Source organism: Agrobacterium sp. AGB01, assembly GCF_014851585.1.
GTDB lineage: Bacteria > Pseudomonadota > Alphaproteobacteria > Rhizobiales > Rhizobiaceae > Agrobacterium.
In genome coordinates this window covers 1,328,108-1,346,387 of sequence record NZ_JACVAB010000001.1, presented here as the reverse complement: position 1 = coordinate 1,346,387, position 18,280 = coordinate 1,328,108, and the positions used below count along the sequence as shown (strand labels likewise).

The following is an 18,280-nucleotide window of genomic DNA, read 5'->3' as shown; positions in this document are numbered from 1 at the left end:
GGTCGAACCGGCTGATAGCGCGTTTTTCAACCTTCAGAGGCGGCAAGAGCAGCCATCAGGCCGACTTCTTCTGCGCGTTTCTTGACGATTGGACCAAGCGGAATATCGCTGAACGGCATTGTGCGCAGTTTCAGCTGCGCGTCACAGACCTTCTTGCCACCAGAGGTGATCTTAGCCTTGGTCACAGCAAAACCGGAACCTTCATGTTCCAGAAACGCTTCGATATCCAGAACCGCTTCCGGCTCCACGAAAGTGCGCATTTTGGCGCCGTCAACCGTCATCAAAAACGGCATGGCGGCAAAATCGGTCAGGCTGAGAACCAGCATGCCGGAGGCTTGCGCCATGGTTTCAATCAGCAAAACACCGGGAACAAGCGGCATTCCGGGAAAATGACCTTCAAAAACCGGGCTTTTTGCCGGCACAACAGAGCGTGCCTTCAATATGCGCGCCGTTTTATCGACAGACTCGATGTGGTCGATCATCTGGAAATATTCGAGAAGCATTTGCCCTCCGCTTAATAAAACAATCCCTCCCGCCGGTTCCGGCGTGAGGGATATAAACCAATATTCAACTCACTCAGCGGTCCACAAAATTGCGGATGCCGGAACAGATCAGCCCTTGGCGGCCTTCAGTTCGTCGATCTTGGCGCAGAGGTTTTTCAACACGAAGTATTCTTCTGTCGTTACCTTGCCTTCGTTGACTTCCTGGGTCCACTGCTCGAGCGGGATCTTGATGCCGAATTCCTTGTCGATCGCAAATACGATGTCGAGGAAATCAAGGCTGTCGATGCCCAGATCGTCGATTGTGTGGCTCTCCGGCGTAATGGTTTCCCGGTCAATTTCGCTGGTGTCGGCGATGATGTCGGCAACCTTGTCAAATGTAGCTGTCACGCCCATAATCCTTGTCTGTCTTTTGTCTTCAAATAACGCTTATCAGACGCACCACATAGGCAAATCAAGTTGAAAAGCCAATGGGTACCAGCAAAGAACGTGTAATTTGCTGTCAATGTGTTGCTTAAACAGCAACCGAATGGCGACCTTTTCCAGTGGATAAGTAACTATCGAACGCCGCAGCGACCGTGCGCGCAAAGGGTTTTCCCGCCTCTGTGAGCGAAAAGACCTGACCTTTAATCTGCGCAATACCATCGCTGTTTTGTGCCGCAAACAGTTTTGCTTCGGCAATAATACCAGATGGATCCCGGCCGAATTCACGCTCCAGTTCGGCAAAGTCGAAGGCGAAATCACACATGATGCGCTCAATGACCCAGGCGCGGGCCCGGTCATCGTCACTGAGTTCAATACCGCGCACCACGCACAGGCCGTCGGTCTCAGCCATGCGCTGATATTCGCCTGTCGCCGGCATGTTCTGCACATACCCCTGTGGCAGCTTGCCAATCGAAGATGCGCCGAGACCAATCAGCGCCGTGGCACTGTCATCGGTATAACCCTGGAAATTGCGCTTGAGGTCCCCATTCGAACAGGCAACGGCCAGACTATCGACCGGCTTTGCAAAATGGTCGATGCCGATTGCCACATAACCAGCCGCCACCAGCATGTCACCAGCCAGCGTCATTTGCCGGTAACGCTCGACAATATCAGGCAGTGCCTCGTCAGGGATCATGGTCTGGTGTTTTTTCATCCATGGAACATGGGCATAACCAAACAGTGCAATTCGATCCGGATCGAGCGAGATGATCGACCTGACGGTTTCCGCCAGTGTGTCCAGCGACTGGTAGGGCAAGCCGTAAAGAATATCGCAATTGACTGAACGTACGCCCCTCGCCCGCACCGCTTCCACTACCGACCGTGTCTGCTCGAAGGTCTGAATGCGGTTTATGGTTTTCTGCACCTTGGGGTCGAAGTCCTGCACGCCAAGACTTGCTCTGGTCATGCCGATGGCGGCCAACGCATCATATCTCGGCTCATCGAGATCGTTGGGGTCCATCTCCACGCTGATTTCGGCGTTCTCGGCAAAATTGAAGGCCGCGCGAAGACAGTCCATCAGATCAATCATATCTTGAGGCTTCAACATGGTTGGCGAACCGCCGCCAAAATGTACGGCCGTGACCCTGGCATCGCGTGATATCCGCTGACCGACAGCTGCGATTTCAAGTTTCAGTGACGTGAGGTAGCTGGCAATCGGCTCATATTTCAGCGTGTGTTTGGTGTGACAGGCGCAGAACCAGCACAGGCGATCGCAATAAGGTATGTGCAAATACAATGACAAATTGTCGCTATCGCCCAATTTGCCCAGCCATTGCGCATAAATGCCGCAGCTGACCCCCTCGTGGAAGTGGGGTGCAGTAGGGTAACTCGTGTAACGCGGAACCGCGCCGGAATATTTTTCGAGAAGCTTTTCCGACATGCAATTTCTACCTTGGCCATTCTAAACATAACCCGAAAGTAGCGTCTGCGACAGTTTGCAACTTTGACTTCGATCAAATCAAAGCGTACATTCCGCAAAGATAGTCGTAGGGGGACATTCGGCTTCGTTAAGAAACTGGGAAGGGTAAATTTGTGCCGATTTTTCGGCACTTTACCGCAACTATCGGATATTGCCTCATGGATACGCTGCTTAAAAACATTCATAACTCGGAAGAGCCAGTTGTCTGTCGCTCCTGCGAGGCCCGCCATGGCGGGGTGTGCAGCTCCCTGAGCCCTGCACAGCTGATGGAACTCAGCAAACATTCCAGCCGACGCAAGCTTGAGGCGGGCAATGAGCTGATTGGCCAGGGCGAATCTATTTCCACTTACGCCAATATTCTCAACGGCGTGGTGAAGCTGTCCAAGATGATGTCTGACGGTCGTCAGCAGATTGTCGGATTGCAATTTGCACCGGACTTCCTTGGCCGGCCATTTGTCGGTGAAAGCAACACAACGGTCGAGGCGGCGACGGATGTCAACATCTGTATCTTCCCACGCAATGTGGTGGACCGCATTCTCAACCAGTCACCGCAGATGGAGCACAAGCTTTACGACCAGTCCCTGAAGGAACTGGATGAGGCGCGTGACTGGATGCTGACGCTTGGTCGCAAGTCGGCGCAGGAGAAGGTTGCAAGCTTCCTTTACCTGATTGCCACCCATATCGATCCGGAAAATGAGGACAAGTCCAGTTTCGACCTGCCCTTGTCACGCGCAGATATCGCCGATTTCCTGGGTCTGACCATTGAGACTGTCAGCCGTCAAATGACCAAGCTGCGCAAGGAAGGTGTCATTCACATCGAGAACAATCGTCACGTCACCGTGGGCGATCTCGACCGCCTGAATTATGCGGCAGGCAACGACTGAGCTATCCGGCCGGGGATTTGCCAACTCGAAACTCCGGCCGAATCATGCGACATAAATAAAGAGGGTGCCTTTGCTTCGCTTGCGGAAAACAGGATCCCGTAAGCCAGCACCACCGCGATAACGAATTTCATTCCCCAGTCCCCAAGAAACCGCAGCCACTGATCCGGCGGCGACAAGCGCCCTTCAAGCCTTGCTGAAAGGCCTAATTGACGTGGGAGAACTGTAACGTACAAACCATGATTTGCCGTTAAAAAACCAAGTAATTCAACGATTAAGCCAAAACGTAAAAACGCAGATAGCGTTTTAAACCTCGGTTAAACATAAAAATGGCGCCCCGGAAATTTCTCCGACGCGCCATTGTTCTAGAGAATTTGGACAGGGATTATCGCGCGATCTGCGCCTGTGCATCCTCACCGTGATGCGTGGCAAGGTTTTGCAGTTCCTGCAACTGGCGGCGATAGTCCGCCTCACTGACCCGGCCGGCCTTGCGAGCAGATGCCAGCGACGAAAGACGCTTTTGCAGTTCCATGGCCTCAGTGTCGGACATCTGGTCGGCAGCCGAAGTCAGTGGCTTTGAGAAGGTTGGGTACGTGCCGGTGTCTTGCTTGACCGCAGGCTGGGAACTTACCGGCTGCGGGCCAACAACCTGCGCCACCGGGCGGGTATTAAAAGAGGCAGTGGTATCGACCGGCTGTGGCGTTGTGCAACCTGCCAGCAACACAGCAACAAAAGCACCGGGGACCAGTCGCGTTCCTGCTTTGACAATCATCAAACTGTTTTTCATCGATCTTGTCCCGGCAATTATCCCGCAGGATAAAACTTCTTCACTTTGCCAGCCAGCTCATCATTCAGGCTCTGCGGCTCAACTTGTATTCGTTTTCGCCCGGCATGTGCAAATACAAAGATTATAAATATTGTGGAGCAATTCTTCATCGATGCTTTGGCCACAGCTGGGTCACGCATCGGCTTGTAACCTCACGTCCAAACGCCCAGATATGCCGCATGATTTTCAGCACACCCCTTGTTCCCGCCCGTCTTGTCAGCCGCTACAAACGCTTTCTTTTCGACGCGGAACTCGAAGATGGTACATTTATCACCGGCTCCTGCCCCAATACCGGTTCGATGCGCGGCCTGACCGAGCCCGGATCACGCATATGGCTGTCGCAACACAACGTCAGTCCAACCCGGAAATACACCTATATGCTGGAACTGGTGGAAGCCGACGGCACAATCGTCGGCATTAACACCGGTATGCCGAATCGGCTGGCGGAAGAGGCAATCCGCAACGGCGTGATTGCCCCCCTCTCCGGTTACGACACCCTGAGACGGGAACAGAAATACGGCCAGAACTCACGAATCGACTTTCTCCTGTCAGCGGATGGCCGAGCGGATGCCTATGTCGAGGTGAAGAACGTGCATTTCATGCGTCAGCCCGGTCTGGCGGAGTTTCCAGATACCGCAACACTGCGCGGCACCAAACACCTTCAGGAGCTTGGCAATATGGTAACGGCCGGTCACCGTGCCGTCATGCTCTACCTGATCCAGCGCGACGACTGCGACCAGTTTCGGATTTGCTCTGACCTCGATCCGGTTTACGCTACTGCTTTCAACCTCGCCATTCGGCAGGGTGTTGAAGCCTATGCGGTAAAATGTCGTGTTTCACCGCTGGAAATTGCAGTCGATGAGGTGGTTGCGATAGACGAACACTGCCTTGCTGTTTTATGAACAGTATAGAAAACGACAGGAAAAGCGGACAATGGTGACCTATATCGACGCAGCCTCTGCGCCACTCAAGAATACTGGGGCGATCCGGCTGTATAATGCAGAGGATTTTGCGGGCATGCGAAAGGCCTGCCAGCTGACTGCACGCTGCCTCGATGAACTTGCCAGTATCGTCAAACCGGGTGTTGCCACCGATACGATCGACCGTTTTGTGTTTGAGTTTGGCATGGACCATGGTGCCCTGCCCGCCACGCTCAATTATCGCGGTTACACCAAGTCGGTCTGCACCTCGATCAACCATGTCGTCTGTCACGGCATTCCAAATGAGAAGCCGCTGCGCGATGGCGACATCGTCAATATCGACGTGACCTATATCGTCGATGGCTGGCACGGTGATTCCAGCCGCATGTACCCGGTTGGTGAAATCAAGCGCGCTGCCGAGCGCCTGCTGGAAGTGACCCATGAATGCCTGATGCTGGGCATCGCGGCTGTCCGTCCGGGTGCACGCACCGGCGCAATCGGTGCCGCCATTCAGGCACATGCGGAAGCGGCACGTTGCTCCGTCGTTCGCGATTTCTGCGGCCATGGGGTTGGCAAGCTGTTCCACGACACGCCGAACATCCTGCACTATGGCGAAGCGCATGAAGGTCCGGAAATGCGTGAAGGCATGATCTTCACCATCGAACCAATGATCAATCTCGGCAAACCACATGTCAAAGTCTTGGCCGATGGCTGGACGGCCGTCACCCGCGACCGCTCCCTGACCGCGCAATATGAACATGCCGTTGGCGTGACCGCGACCGGCTGTGAAATCTTCACGCTGTCGCCTGGTGGCCTTGACCGCCCGGGCCTTGCTCCGCTCAAGGCTTGAACCATGGCCAGAGACCCTGCCCGAACAGCAGAACATGAAGCACTTGCCTCAACCTCTGCCGGGCAGGAAAGTCTGGACCTTTCCCTGACGGATGCCGACGAACGTGTTTTCTTCGGCATACCCGAAGCGACAGGTAAAACAGCGAAAGCCCCAGCCAAGGCCGACCCATCTGTCGACCACCATTATCACGGCCACCGCGACCGGCTGCGCAGCCGCTACCGGGACAATGGCGACACCTCGCTTGCCGATTATGAAATCCTTGAACTGCTGCTGTTTAGGCTCATCCCGCGCAAGGACACCAAACCGATTGCCAAGGCATTACTTGCCCGGTTTGGTACGTTGAGCGGCGTGTTTGGCGCACCTGCGGCACTGCTGCAAGAGGTCAAGGGCATTGGCGAGACCGTGGCGCTGGATATCAAGCTGATATCGACCATCGGCCACCGCACGCTGAAAAGCGAAATCCGCAACAAGCAGATTTTAAGCTCCTGGTCGGCAGTCGTCGAATATTGCCATGCCGCCATGGCGCATGAGACGCGGGAGCAGTTTCGAATTCTGTTTCTCGACAAACGCAATGTGCTGATTGCCGATGAGGTACAGGGAACAGGCACGGTTGATCACACACCAGTCTATACGCGTGAGGTCATCAAACGGGCGTTGGAACTGTCGGCAACTGCCTTGATCCTCGCGCATAATCACCCCAGTGGTGACCCCGCACCGTCCCGCGCCGACATCGACATGACCCGCACAATCATCGAAGCTGCAAAGCCGCTCGGCATCACCGTGCATGACCACATCATCATCGGCAAGGATGGTCATGTCAGCTTCAAGGGCATGGGCCTTATCTAACGTCAGCGTGTGTTCGCTGCCGTTTTCCAAGACACTGTAAAAACAAAACTATTCGGCGCTTCCCGCGCAGGTTGCTGCCCGCTCGCGCATCAACGATTCCTTAACACATAAGCGTCAGTATATTCGAATATAATAATAAAACGAAAAACAGGACGCATCATGCATTCAATACGTAGTGTGCTGCGCGATAAATCAGGCGCATCGGCAGTCGAGTTTGCAATCATCGCCCCGATGTTCATCCTCATCCTGCTAAGTTTGATCGCATACGGCATTTACCTGACGGCTGCCTACGCCGTTCAGCAAGTGGCGGCGGATGCTGCACGCACCGCTGTTGCAGGGCTCAATACAAAAGAACGGGAAACACTGGCAACGGATTTCGTCAAGAAAAGCACGTTGAACTACGCTTTCCTCGACAAGAACGCCTTTACCGTTGCCGTCGCAAGCGATCCGTCCAATCCCAACCAGTTCACTGTGACCATCGAGTATGATGCCCGGGGTCTGCCGATCTGGAACCTTTATACCTATGCCCTGCCGGAAAAAAGCATCAAGCGATTTTCCACGATCAGGATCGGAGGAGTCTGAATGTGGTATCTTGAGAAGCTCGTCCGTCGCTTCGCCGGCGACACTTCCGGCAATATTGCACTGACGGCAGCACTGACTTCCCCTATTCTCATCGGCATTCTAGCACTCGGCGTGGACTATGGTTATCTGACTGTCCAGAAGCGTGAGGTTCAACAGGCGGCCGATCTCGCGGCGATATCCGGTGTCGCAGATATCAACAATCCGGAGCAATCCGTCGCGCAATATTTCAAGCTAAACAACCTTAATCTTGGCGTCGTCAGCCCGGCGGGCCTGATCACCGCCAATGGCGTTGTGCCCTTTGATCCGCAAAAGCCATTTACGAGTGCCAATGGTTATGCCGAAGTGATCAAAGGTCGCTACGAGCCTGATCCCAATATCGCGGTTGGCCAGCGTTTTGTGCCCAATGCGACACCGACCAATGCGCTGAAGGTGGTAATTACCGAAAAAGGCGAGATCTTTTTTGCCGGTGCCTTTGCCAGTGCTCCGACCATTTCGGCAAGCGGCACGGCGTCAGGCAACCAGTTGGCAGCCTTTTCGATCGGTTCACGGCTGACCAGTGTCAATAACGGTCTGCTCAATGCCATTCTCGGCGGATTGCTCGGCACGACAGTCAATCTGAATGTCATGGATTACAACGCGCTGATCGATGCAGACATCAATGCGTTGCAGGTTCTCAATGCCCTGGCGCTCGACCTTAACCTAACCGCAGGTACCTATAAGGACCTGCTGAACACCGACATTACCTACGGTAAACTGTTGAGTGTGCTGGGCAAGACCACCGGCGTCAAACCGGCCGTTGCCACGGTGTTGAAGACACTGGAACGTGCCGCCAACAAAACCCAGCTGACCCTGAAACTGGCGCAAGTCCTCAATCTAGGTCCCGTGCAGGAGCAGCTGATTGGTGCCGGCGACAATCTGAAGGTCATGGACAGCGTGTTTGACCTTCTCAACGCCTCAGCCATCGCCGCCAATGGTGGCCAGCAGATTGCCGTCGACCTCGGCGCCGGCATTCCAGGTCTTGCCTCCACCAAGATCAAGCTGGCCATCGGCGAGGCGCCGGTTGGCACCCCTGCTCTGGCGGTGGGTGGACAGGGCACCGTGGTTCGTACTGCGCAGACACGTCTGGCGGTCGAAGTGGCGGTGGATGGTTTGAGCGCTATTGCCGGTCTTCGGGTGCGAGTGCCAATCTATATTGATCTAGCTCAGTCCGAAGCACGCCTTGCAGCCATTCGCTGCACCGGTGGCGGTCAGGGCACGGTTGATGTCGACGTGGTGCCGGGTGCCGCCGATATTGCGCTTGGCGATGTCGATACATCGGCGTTCAACAATTTTGGCAAGACACCGCGCGTCGTGCAGGCTGCGGTGGTGGATTCAGCATTGTTGAAAATCCTTGGCAAGGCGCAAATCACTGCCTCCAACATGACCAAAACCAAAGTGACCTTCTCTCAGGCGGACATAACACAAGGCACCGTCAAGAATGTCTCGACCAAGGATACCGCGACTTCGCTGATCCAGTCGCTGCTTAAAAATCTCGATCTTGATATCAAGGTTCTGTTCCTGACTCTGGGAACACCGACCCTTGTCACATCAGCGTTGGCAGACACCCTGTCACTGGTTACCAAACCACTCGACACCGTGCTCTACAACACGCTGCTGGTACTCGGTATCAAGATCGGTGAAGCCGATGTACGCGTCACGGATGTGCGCTGCATGCAACCTGCCCTCGTGCAGTAATTCTCCTCTGCTGAACTCTCCTACAGCCAACTAAAAAGCCGCCGGATCTCTCCGACGGCTTTCTTTATGTCAGACCTTACAGTCCAGATCAGGCGTTCGCGACAGCGAGACGCTTTTCATCGCGGCCACCCTTCATGCGCTCGGCAAGAAGGAAAGCCAGTTCCAGGGCCTGGTCTGCGTTCAGGCGGGGGTCGCAATGGGTGTGGTAACGGTCAGACAGCGAGTCTGCTGTTACGGCACGTGCGCCGCCGGTGCATTCCGTTACGTCATTGCCGGTCATTTCAACGTGGATGCCGCCCGGATGCGTGCCTTCTGCGCGGTGGATCTGGAAGAAGCTTTCCACTTCCGACAGAACACGCTCGAATGGACGCGTCTTGTAGCTGTTGAGCGTGATCGTGTTGCCATGCATCGGATCGCATGACCATACAACCTTGCGCCCTTCCCGCTCTACAGCGCGGATGAGGCGCGGCAGATGGTCGGCAACCTTGTCATAACCGAAGCGGCAGATCAGCGTCAGGCGACCGGCTTCGTTGGCAGGGTTCAGAATATCGATCAGTTCCAGAAGGCCGTCTGCCGTCATGGACGGACCGCACTTCAGGCCGATCGGGTTCTTGATGCCACGGCAGTATTCAACATGGGCATGGTCCGGCTGGCGCGTACGGTCGCCAATCCAGATCATGTGACCGGATGTTGCATACCAGTCGCCCGATGTGGAATCGACGCGTGTCAGCGCTTCTTCGTAACCGAGAAGCAGAGCTTCGTGGCTGGTGAAGAAATCTGTTTCGCGCAGGCTTGGATTGTTTTCTGCCGAAATGCCAATGGCCTTCATGAAGTCCATGGTTTCAGAGATACGATCCGCCAGCTTGCGGTAACGGTCGCCCTGCGGGCTATCCTTGATGAAGCCGAGCATCCACTGATGCACGTTTTCCAGGTTGGCATAACCACCCATGGCGAAGGCGCGCAGCAGGTTGAGCGTTGCAGCCGACTGGCGGTATGCCATGACCTGACGCTCAGGGTCCGGAACGCGGGACTCTTCGTTGAATTCGATACCGTTGATGATGTCACCGCGGTAGCTTGGCAGCGTCACGCCATCCAGCACTTCGACATTCGAAGAGCGTGGCTTGGCAAACTGACCGGCAATACGGCCGACCTTTACGACAGGCAGCTGCGCGCCATAGGTCAGCACAACGGCCATCTGCAGGAAGGCGCGGAAGAAGTCGCGGATAGTATCAGCGCCGTGCTCGGCAAAGCTTTCCGCACAGTCACCGCCCTGAAGCAGGAAGCCGTCGCCATTGGCAACATTGGCCAGCGAGCGCGTCAAACGACGTGCTTCACCAGCAAAAACGAGTGGCGGATACTTTGCGAGTTTGGCTTCGGTTGCATGCAATGCGTCCTGATCCGGATAATCAGGCACCTGCTGTATAGGCTTGTGTCGCCAGCTCGCCGGGTTCCAATTCTGTGCCATTTTACTCACCTGTTTCCTTTCCCGCACAATGCGGGAAGCCGTCCTCGCCAAAATAGAGGCGGCTTATAAACCTGTCGGACGCCCTTGCATAGGTCGCCATTGCATCAATCAGTACCATTTCGGCCCCGGGTGGGGCCGTAAATCGATTATATCAGAAAAACCGAATTCAGACGCGTTCGCCGTTCCGGATCCTGTAGCTCGGTGAATACATTGTCACCAGCTCTTCGGCCGCTGTCGGATGCACCGCCATGGTGTTGTCGAAGTCATCCTTCGTGCAACCGGCCTTGAGGGTGATGCCAAGCAGCTGCGCCATTTCACCAGCTTCATGTCCAAGAATGTGAACGCCAACAACCTTGCGGTCTTCAGCATTGACAATCAGCTTCATGATCGTTTTCTCGGAGCGACCGGACAAGGTTGCCTTCATCGGGCGGAACTGCGCACGGTAGACTTCCAGTTCCTGATAGCGCGAGGCCGCCTCTTCTTCCGAAAGACCAACCGTACCGATTTCCGGCTGCGAGAACACGGCGGTGGCAATGAGATCATGATCCGGCTTGGTCGGATTGTTCTTGAACTCGGTTTCGATGAAGCACATCGCCTCATGAATAGCCACTGGCGTCAGCTGTACCCGGTCGGTGACGTCACCCAGTGCAAAGATGCTTGGCACGTTGGTGCGCGAATATTCGTCCACGACAATCGCACCGCGTTTGTCAAGCGCCACGCCTGCAGCTTCAAGGCCAAGACCCTTGGTATTGGGGTCACGTCCCAGCGCCAGCATGACGGTGTCTACCGACAGCGTGCCGTTGTTGAGGGTGCGGGCCACAAGACCACCGTCCGGTGCCTTGGAGACTTCCTCGATAACATCAGAGCAAATGACGCGAATGCCCTTGGCTTCCATTGCCTCATGCAGGCCACGACGCATGTCGAGATCGAAGCGCGACAGGATTTCCTTGCCGCGATAGATCAGCGTCGTTTCCACACCAAGACCGTGGAAGATATTGGCAAATTCAACAGCAATGTAACCGCCACCGGCAATCAGGATGGAACGCGGCAGCGTTTCAAGATCGAAAGCCTCGTTGGAGGAAATCGTCAGCTCATGGCCTTTGAGTGCCTTGTGCTCATTGGGTGTACCACCCACGGCAATGACAATGCGTTCAGCCGTGAAGGTCTGACCGGTCTTCACCAGCTTGACGGTATGGGCATCCACCAGCTCAGCACGGCTGTCGTAAATGTCAGCCTTGGCGTTTTCCAGACCCTTGCGATACAGGCCTTCGAGACGGGTGATTTCCTGATCCTTGGCAGCAACGAGCTTTTTCCAGTCAAAGCTACGCTCGCCGACCGTCCAGCCGAAACCGGCAGAATCTTCGAAATGCTCGGGGAATTGCGAGGCATAAACAAACAGCTTCTTGGGAACACAGCCTCTGATGACGCAGGTTCCGCCGTAACGATATTCTTCGGCAATAGCGACACTTTTACCAAGCGAAGAGGCTACGCGCGCGCTGCGCACGCCACCGGAACCACCACCGATAACGAAAAGGTCATAGTCATAAGCTGTCATAATATACCCCTGTGAAGATACCCGATAAACGGCCCCGGTATCCTTGCGTCTGTGTGCTGCTGATATAGGTATTCAACACACCAAATGAAAAGCCCGGCCATGAGGCCGGGCTAATGAATTCACGAAAAACTGAAGATCAAGGCTTCGGTGCTTCAGCCGGGGCAGCGCCTTCGGCTGGCAGTGGTGCGAGATCGGCACCGGCAACCTTCTGAAGTTCAGCCATGCTCTTTTCGCTGAGGTCGCGGTTGATACCGGATGCCCAGATGTCAGCAGCCTTCAACAGCTCGCGTGTTGCAATCGGTCCGTCTTTCAGGAGCTTCTTGCCAGCTTCGCTGTTGTAGAACGCGCTGATAGCCTTCAACTCGTCAATCGAGAAGGTCTTTGCGTAGGTCGCAGCAGCTTCACGCTCGAGGTCGGCACGACGTGGCGCCAGCGCCAGCGCAGTTTCATCAACCGTCTGGCTGATCGCGTCCTGAACATTTGGCGAAGCCTGGATGAGCTGAGCCTTCAAACGCTCGGCAAGGCCCGGCAGAATGGCATCGAAGCGCTCGGTAACGCCAAGCGTTGCAATGGCCTGCTTAGCCGCAGTGATGTGCTCTTCCGAAATTTCCTGCGCCCGTACGGCAGAGCCGAAAACGAGACCTGAAAAAAGGATCGAAGCAGCGGCAGCGCGGCCCAGTCCCGCTATTCTGATCATGAAATATTTGCTCCTGTTATATTCTTGCTTGCATTGCACGTGCCCCGCCAGGGCCGGCAATAATGGCAAGCGACGCCATATTGATGAAAAGTCCGTGTTCCACAACACCGGGAATCGCATTGAGTTGGTTCGCCAGCGTTTCTGAATCAGGAATACGCCCAAATGATGCGTCAAAAATAAGGTGGCCGCCGTCAGTCGTGAACGGACCATCCTCTGTTCCACGCAATTTCAGCTCGCCCGTCAGACCGAGGCGCGATGCCAGTGCCTCAATCGCAATGCGTGTAGAGGCAAGTCCAAAGGCATTGATCTCGATTGGCAGCGGAAATGCGCCAAGCGTTTCGACAACCTTGCTTTCGTCAGCAATGACGATCATGCGCGACGATGCCGCTGCAACGATCTTTTCACGCAGCAATGCGCCGCCGCCGCCCTTGATCAGGCTAAGGTTGCCATCCACCTCATCCGCACCATCAATGGTCAGATCAAGCTGCGGCAATTCTTCAAGCGATTTCAATGGAATGCCAAGTTCTACACACAGACGCGCGGTCCGCTCGGAGGTTGGGACCCCCTGCACTTTCAAACCGCCTGCGACCTTTTCGGCCAGCAAACGGACAAATTCTTCGGCTGTCGAACCAGTGCCAATACCGAGCCGCATACCATCCTCAACATAGGACAAGGCAGCCTCGGCGGCTTTAATCTTCATCTGGCGGGCATCCATATGCCAAAATCTCCAGTCGTTTTCTTCGCGTGCTGTTTACACGCCTCGCTTGCCAAACGAAAGCCCTTATGCGCGAACAGATCACGGATGACAGCAGTTTATTGCAAATGCCCATGGCATTGCTTAGGCTGCCGCACAGAATTGTGAGCCCCATGACATTCAATCCCAGCCATAGAGAACGCCTTTGACTGCGCCACTTGCCATTTTCGACCTTGACGGAACCTTGATCGACACTGCACCCGATCTCGTCACCAGCCTCAACAGCACAATTGCCGAAGACAATCTTGCCCCTGTGACCTACGAAGATCTCATGCATCTTGTTGGCCAGGGCGCTAAAACCATGATCAAGCGCGCCTATGCGCTGCGCGAAAAGCCGCTGTCCGACGAACGGCTGGAAGAGCTGTTTTTGCGCTTCATCGACTATTACAAGCAGAACATTCCCGGTGACAGCAAACCCTACCCCGGCATTATCGAGGCGCTGCTGCGTCTGAAAGACGCCGGTTTCGAGCTTGCCGTCTGCACCAACAAAACGGCCGTGCTGACACTGCCACTGCTGGAACAGCTGGATCTGACCCAGTACTTCCCGACCATTACCTGCGGTGACACCTTTGCGGTGCGCAAGCCCGATGCCGCCCACATCATCGGCACCGTGGAACTTGCCAAGGGTCGTCTGGACAATTGCATTATGATCGGTGACAGCGTCAACGATATCATGGCCGCCAAAAACGCTGGCGTTCCATCCATCGGCGTGACCTTCGGTTACACCGACATACCGGTTGAACAGCTGGACCCATCCTACGTGATCAGCTCGTTTGACGAACTGACACCGGAACTGTTGCTACAGTTGATTTCCGAGCGCGCAAAGGCGGCCTGATATCAGCCAGACCTTAGAATTTATCGCATAAAAAAAGCGCCCTTTCGGGCGCTTTTGTTTTTGGTGATGTCGTCTCAGACCGACGATCCGCGTGCCTTGCTGGTGACGCCGAAAGCCTTCATGACGTAGCTGTCACGGTCATAGACGTCGTCGAAGAACTCGACCTTGCCATCCTTGTTCGGCCATGCCGTGAAGTAGGAGACGTAAACAGGAATTTTAACCGGCACCTGAACTGCACGATTCTTGCCAGATGCGATCTGCTGGTCGATCTCGCTGATGCCAACACCCATCACGGCCGCAGCCATGCGACGCGGATCAACCAGACGAATACAGCCGTGGCTCAGCGCACGCATGTCGCGGGAGAAAAAGCTCTTGGCAGGCGTGTCATGCATGTAGATGGCGTGCGCATTCGGGAACAGGATCTTCAGGTCACCCAACGCATTGTCACTGCTCGGCGGCTGACGAACCGCAATAGCATTTGTGGAGCCGTACCAGTTGACGCTGGACGACGAAACCGGCTTGCCGCCCACCTCAACCTGATAACCTAGACGGTCCAGGTAGGATGGGTCATTGCGCAGCTTCGGCAGCATTTCATTGACGATGATCGACTGCGGAACGCCCCAATAAGGATTGAACTCCACCGTCTGGATCTGGTCCTGGAAGAAATAGGTCTGGTTGGCCTTGGAGCCAACAACCACCTTCATGCCGAACTCTTCCTTACCTTCATTGTGGTAATAAGCCATGAAGGCAGGCTGGTTGATGAAGACATAGCGCTGGCCGAGGTCGGCTGGCAGCCAACGCACCTGCTCCATCGCCACCACGACCTTGTTGATCTTGGCTTCGTTGCTGTCGCCAATCATGGCGCGAACCGTTGCACGGCCGATAACGCCGTCAGCCTTCAGGCCATGTTCGCCCTGGAAGGCCTTGACCAGTTCCACGAGTTCCGGCGTGTATTCCGGGGTCTGCTGGTAGGTTGTGAATATCTCGGAATGCTGCTGTCTCAGGCTTTCTGACGAACGGTGCTGGATTGCCTTCACAACATTGGCGAGCTCAGCATTGGTGTTGCCGGGCTTGAGCAGCAGGTTGTCGGACAGAACGATACGCTCGTGCTCGTTGCCGTCCTGCTCACGCAGTGCAGCCAGTTCCGCCTTCAGCGACAGGTATTCCGGGTTTGATGGTTCGCGGCTGCGCAGATAGGCCGTAATATCGGTGCTGAGGCGCGACAGCTTCAGAACCGGCGTAAGATTGACGGTCTTGCGCTTGAAATCATGATAGCCGGACAGTTTGTTCGGATCGACGCGCCCACGCATATTGTCCTGCACATAGGTCAGGACCTTTGCCGACAGCGACAGTTCAAATTGCATCAATGCGCGCTGGTAAGCGTCGTTGGTGCCGCTCACCTGCTGCTGGACTGGCTCTTCTGGCACAGTTGCTGGCGTTTCGCTGATGCTGGCGGTAACGTCACTGGCGGGAGCGGAAATGATGTAGTCGGCCGGATCTAGACCGCTTGCCGAAACGCCTGCGAAGAACTCGAGAACGGCATTGGCCTTTTCATTGACTTCGCCATTGGTGACCCAAAGCGTTTTGCCGCCAGCACCATAATAGGCTTCCAGCGCCTTGGCGACATCAACCGGTGCGGTGACCTTGGCATTATCAAGGAAACGCGCCTCGTTATCGGCCTGGCCGAAACCGGTGGTTTTCACCGTCTGGGTCGCGTCAGCCTTATAGGTGTAATAACGCGGACCAGCGATACGCGGCAGCGGCTCGGGATCGGCATCATTTGTGACACGGGCACTGCTTCCGTTGCCTGTGACAACACCGGGCAGCGCCTGCTGCTCACGTGCGCCCTGCTTGCCCGGACCACCGCGCAAGAGATCAAGCAACGTGACCGCACCAGCAGATGAAGGCATGGCTACCGAGAACGCAAGCCCGGCTGCCAGCATGAATGCAGCCGATGTTTTTCCAGATCCTGTATGCAATTTCGTCCTCACACCATAAGGCGGGAATGCAGCTGATTCCGCCTGTCTTTATTTAATGACTGTCTAACCGATTACCGGTTTTTTGAAAAGAAAACGGACGACAGTGCGGGGCATCGAGCACCTCAACTTTCCGTTACGGAAGCACCATCGTCAGCACTCCATGCAGGGTTGGATTAAATGGTTAAATTTTCCTTTATTTTTGATGGCTTATACATAAAATAACAAACATCAATACATCATGACTGCTGTGGTTTTTACGCGAAAACGCCATGTGACGGATATGCCACGGCGCGGAATATTCGATTTTCGACAAACCCCATTGTTACACTCAAGATAGGGTCATATGGGCTTTCCATGCTGGGCGGATGGCTCTATATGTCTGCGCGCGCAAGGCGTGCAAAAGTGCCGTTTTGCCGGAGGATTTGAGCATTAAGAGGCAGGACCGATGACAGCCACCCGCACGGAAACCGATACATTTGGCCCGATCGACGTCGCAAGCGACAGATATTGGGGCGCACAGGCACAGCGTTCGCTTGGAAACTTCAAGATTGGCTGGGAAAAGCAGCCACTTTCGGTTGTTCGTGCACTGGGCATCGTCAAGCAGGCAGCAGCCCGCGCCAACATGGCACTTGGCCGCCTGGACAGCACCGTTGGCGACACCATCGTCAAGGCAGCGCAGGAAGTTATCGACGGCAAGCTGAACGACCACTTCCCGCTGGTTGTCTGGCAGACCGGTTCCGGCACCCAGTCCAACATGAATGCCAATGAAGTGATCTCCAACCGCGCCATCGAAATGCTGGGCGGCGAGATGGGCTCAAAGAAGCCTGTTCACCCGAACGATCACGTCAATATGAGCCAGTCGTCCAACGACACCTACCCGACGGCCATGCACATTGCCTGCGCCGAAGAGATCGTTCACCACCTTCTGCCAAGCCTCAAGCACCTGCATGCAGCGCTGGACAAGAAGGCGAAGAATTTCGCCCACATCATCAAGATCGGCCGCACGCACACGCAGGACGCCACCCCGCTGACGCTTGGCCAGGAATTTTCCGGTTACGCCGCACAGGTTGCTTCTGCCATCAAGCGCATTGAACTGACCCTGCCCGGCCTTTGCGAACTGGCACAGGGCGGCACCGCCGTCGGTACCGGCCTTAACGCACCAGTCGGCTTCGCTGAAAAAGTTGCCGAAGAAATCGCTTCCATCACCGGTCTCGACTTCGTCACCGCACCGAACAAGTTCGAAGCACTTGCAGCGCACGACTCCATGGTCTTCTCGCACGGCGCCATCAATGCTGCCGCTGCTGCCCTGTTCAAGATTGCCAACGACATCCGCTTCCTCGGCTCTGGCCCACGCGCCGGCCTTGGCGAGTTGTCGCTGCCAGAAAACGAGCCTGGCTCGTCGATCATGCCAGGCAAGGTCAACCCGACGCAGTCTGAAGCATTGACGCAGGTTTGCGCGCATATCTTCGGCAACCAGGCCGCCATTACGTTCGCAGGCAGCCAGGGCCACTTCGAACTGAACGTCTACAACCCGATGATGGCTTACAACTTCCTGCAGTCCGTCCAGCTTCTGGGCGACGCGGCCGTGTCCTTCACCGACAACTGCGTTGTTGGCATCGAAGCGCGCGAAGACAACATCCGCAAGGGCGTTGAAAACTCCCTGATGCTGGTCACGGCTCTCAACAGCAAGCTTGGCTACGACGCCTGCGCCAAGATTGCCAAGACTGCACACAAGAACGGCACGACGCTGCGTGAAGAGGCTGTCGGCGGCGGTTACCTGACCAACGAAGAGTTTGATCAGTATGTTCGTCCAGAAGAGATGATCGGCCCGAAGTAAGTCGATTGAAAGATATACATCGAACGGCTCCGGAAACGGGGCCGTTTTTTATTTGGCAATTTTCGCCAACGTATTAGCGTTATTGCAAAAACCATTGATGCCCAAAACTAACCCAA

The 18,280-nt window shown here is 55.3% G+C and carries 17 protein-coding genes; 8 read left to right on the top strand and 9 right to left on the bottom strand.

Annotated elements, in window-relative coordinates; translation table 11 throughout:
• Positions 1 to 26: 26 nt before the first annotated feature.
• From IB237_RS06330 to hemN, 3 genes are all read right to left on the bottom strand, one after another.
• Positions 27 to 503, bottom strand: coding sequence for a 3-hydroxyacyl-ACP dehydratase FabZ family protein (locus IB237_RS06330; protein WP_192487708.1), 477 nt, complete (start codon positions 501 to 503; stop codon positions 27 to 29).
• Between the two features lie 108 nt (positions 504 to 611).
• Positions 612 to 896, bottom strand: a complete 285-nt coding sequence (locus IB237_RS06325) for an acyl carrier protein (RefSeq protein WP_192487707.1) — start codon at positions 894 to 896, stop codon at positions 612 to 614.
• A gap of 118 nt (positions 897 to 1,014) precedes the next feature.
• A complete protein-coding gene (hemN, locus tag IB237_RS06320; protein WP_192487706.1) occupies positions 1,015 to 2,364 on the bottom strand; it encodes an oxygen-independent coproporphyrinogen III oxidase in 1,350 nt (449 codons plus the stop codon).
• Between the two features lie 197 nt (positions 2,365 to 2,561).
• Here hemN and fnrN point away from each other — a divergent pair, with 197 nt between their 5' ends.
• Positions 2,562 to 3,287 carry a transcriptional regulator FnrN gene (gene fnrN, locus IB237_RS06315; RefSeq protein WP_192487705.1) on the top strand — a complete coding sequence of 242 codons (726 nt, stop codon included), beginning with the start codon at positions 2,562 to 2,564 and terminating at the stop codon, positions 3,285 to 3,287.
• 382 nt (positions 3,288 to 3,669) lie between these two features.
• On the opposite strand, the gene IB237_RS06310 is transcribed toward fnrN, so the two are convergent.
• Positions 3,670 to 4,071: a hypothetical protein gene (locus tag IB237_RS06310; RefSeq protein WP_192487704.1), complete on the bottom strand. Its 402-nt coding sequence runs from the start codon at positions 4,069 to 4,071 to the stop codon at positions 3,670 to 3,672.
• A gap of 218 nt (positions 4,072 to 4,289) precedes the next feature.
• Here IB237_RS06310 and sfsA point away from each other — a divergent pair, with 218 nt between their 5' ends.
• The 5 genes from sfsA (at position 4,290) to IB237_RS06285 (ending at position 9,042) form a co-directional block, all read left to right on the top strand.
• Entirely contained in the window at positions 4,290 to 5,012 is a 723-nt protein-coding gene (gene sfsA, locus IB237_RS06305; RefSeq protein ID WP_192487703.1) for a DNA/RNA nuclease SfsA, read from the top strand.
• A gap of 31 nt (positions 5,013 to 5,043) precedes the next feature.
• The gene (map, locus tag IB237_RS06300; protein ID WP_192487702.1) at positions 5,044 to 5,880 is read left to right on the top strand and encodes a type I methionyl aminopeptidase; all 837 of its coding nucleotides are present in this window, start codon (positions 5,044 to 5,046) and stop codon (positions 5,878 to 5,880) included.
• Positions 5,881 to 5,883: 3 nt separating this feature from the next.
• Positions 5,884 to 6,726 (top strand): DNA repair protein RadC, encoded by an 843-nt coding sequence (radC, locus tag IB237_RS06295; RefSeq protein WP_192487701.1) that lies wholly within the window; start codon positions 5,884 to 5,886, stop codon positions 6,724 to 6,726.
• Positions 6,727 to 6,885: 159 nt separating this feature from the next.
• A complete protein-coding gene (locus tag IB237_RS06290; RefSeq protein ID WP_192487700.1) occupies positions 6,886 to 7,308 on the top strand; it encodes a TadE/TadG family type IV pilus assembly protein in 423 nt (140 codons plus the stop codon).
• Entirely contained in the window at positions 7,309 to 9,042 is a 1,734-nt protein-coding gene (locus tag IB237_RS06285; protein WP_192487699.1) for a TadG family pilus assembly protein, read from the top strand.
• A gap of 88 nt (positions 9,043 to 9,130) precedes the next feature.
• Here the strand turns inward: IB237_RS06285 and IB237_RS06280 are convergent, their stop codons facing one another.
• The 4 genes from IB237_RS06280 to rpiA all read right to left on the bottom strand — a co-directional run bounded on the left by IB237_RS06280 (position 9,131) and on the right by rpiA (position 13,474).
• Positions 9,131 to 10,507, bottom strand: coding sequence for a class II 3-deoxy-7-phosphoheptulonate synthase (locus IB237_RS06280; RefSeq protein WP_192487698.1), 1,377 nt, complete (start codon positions 10,505 to 10,507; stop codon positions 9,131 to 9,133).
• Between the two features lie 166 nt (positions 10,508 to 10,673).
• Positions 10,674 to 12,062, bottom strand: a complete 1,389-nt coding sequence (gene gor, locus IB237_RS06275) for a glutathione-disulfide reductase (protein WP_192487697.1) — start codon at positions 12,060 to 12,062, stop codon at positions 10,674 to 10,676.
• Positions 12,063 to 12,198: 136 nt separating this feature from the next.
• Positions 12,199 to 12,759, bottom strand: a complete 561-nt coding sequence (locus tag IB237_RS06270; protein WP_192487696.1) for a DUF2059 domain-containing protein — start codon at positions 12,757 to 12,759, stop codon at positions 12,199 to 12,201.
• Between the two features lie 16 nt (positions 12,760 to 12,775).
• Complete coding sequence (gene rpiA, locus IB237_RS06265) at positions 12,776 to 13,474, bottom strand: ribose-5-phosphate isomerase RpiA (protein ID WP_192487695.1); 699 nt, start codon at positions 13,472 to 13,474, stop codon at positions 12,776 to 12,778.
• Positions 13,475 to 13,658: 184 nt separating this feature from the next.
• Between rpiA and IB237_RS06260 the strand changes: the two genes are divergently transcribed.
• Positions 13,659 to 14,348 carry an HAD family hydrolase gene (locus IB237_RS06260; RefSeq protein WP_192487694.1) on the top strand — a complete coding sequence of 230 codons (690 nt, stop codon included), beginning with the start codon at positions 13,659 to 13,661 and terminating at the stop codon, positions 14,346 to 14,348.
• A gap of 74 nt (positions 14,349 to 14,422) precedes the next feature.
• Here the strand turns inward: IB237_RS06260 and IB237_RS06255 are convergent, their stop codons facing one another.
• A complete protein-coding gene (locus IB237_RS06255; protein ID WP_192487892.1) occupies positions 14,423 to 16,291 on the bottom strand; it encodes a murein L,D-transpeptidase in 1,869 nt (622 codons plus the stop codon).
• Between the two features lie 481 nt (positions 16,292 to 16,772).
• On the opposite strand from IB237_RS06255, the gene fumC reads away from it, so the two are divergent.
• A complete protein-coding gene (gene fumC, locus IB237_RS06250) occupies positions 16,773 to 18,164 on the top strand; it encodes a class II fumarate hydratase (RefSeq protein ID WP_192487693.1) in 1,392 nt (463 codons plus the stop codon).
• The last annotated feature ends 116 nt before the right edge of the window (positions 18,165 to 18,280 follow it).

Excerpts from the sequence above, each read along its gene's own strand:
- IB237_RS06330 (WP_192487708.1), bottom strand. The coding sequence starts at position 503 with ATGCTTCTCGAATATTTCCAGATGATCGACCACATCGAGTCTGTCGAT.
- IB237_RS06325 (WP_192487707.1), bottom strand. The coding sequence starts at position 896 with ATGGGCGTGACAGCTACATTTGACAAGGTTGCCGACATCATCGCCGAC.
- hemN (WP_192487706.1), bottom strand. The coding sequence starts at position 2,364 with ATGTCGGAAAAGCTTCTCGAAAAATATTCCGGCGCGGTTCCGCGTTAC.
- fnrN (WP_192487705.1), top strand. The coding sequence starts at position 2,562 with ATGGATACGCTGCTTAAAAACATTCATAACTCGGAAGAGCCAGTTGTC.
- IB237_RS06310 (WP_192487704.1), bottom strand. The coding sequence starts at position 4,071 with ATGAAAAACAGTTTGATGATTGTCAAAGCAGGAACGCGACTGGTCCCC.
- sfsA (WP_192487703.1), top strand. The coding sequence starts at position 4,290 with ATGATTTTCAGCACACCCCTTGTTCCCGCCCGTCTTGTCAGCCGCTAC.
- map (WP_192487702.1), top strand. The coding sequence starts at position 5,044 with ATGGTGACCTATATCGACGCAGCCTCTGCGCCACTCAAGAATACTGGG.
- radC (WP_192487701.1), top strand. The coding sequence starts at position 5,884 with ATGGCCAGAGACCCTGCCCGAACAGCAGAACATGAAGCACTTGCCTCA.
- IB237_RS06290 (WP_192487700.1), top strand. The coding sequence starts at position 6,886 with ATGCATTCAATACGTAGTGTGCTGCGCGATAAATCAGGCGCATCGGCA.
- IB237_RS06285 (WP_192487699.1), top strand. The coding sequence starts at position 7,309 with ATGTGGTATCTTGAGAAGCTCGTCCGTCGCTTCGCCGGCGACACTTCC.
- IB237_RS06280 (WP_192487698.1), bottom strand. The coding sequence starts at position 10,507 with ATGGCACAGAATTGGAACCCGGCGAGCTGGCGACACAAGCCTATACAG.
- gor (WP_192487697.1), bottom strand. The coding sequence starts at position 12,062 with ATGACAGCTTATGACTATGACCTTTTCGTTATCGGTGGTGGTTCCGGT.
- IB237_RS06270 (WP_192487696.1), bottom strand. The coding sequence starts at position 12,759 with ATGATCAGAATAGCGGGACTGGGCCGCGCTGCCGCTGCTTCGATCCTT.
- rpiA (WP_192487695.1), bottom strand. The coding sequence starts at position 13,474 with ATGGATGCCCGCCAGATGAAGATTAAAGCCGCCGAGGCTGCCTTGTCC.
- IB237_RS06255 (WP_192487892.1), bottom strand. The coding sequence starts at position 16,291 with ATGCTGGCAGCCGGGCTTGCGTTCTCGGTAGCCATGCCTTCATCTGCT.
- fumC (WP_192487693.1), top strand. The coding sequence starts at position 16,773 with ATGACAGCCACCCGCACGGAAACCGATACATTTGGCCCGATCGACGTC.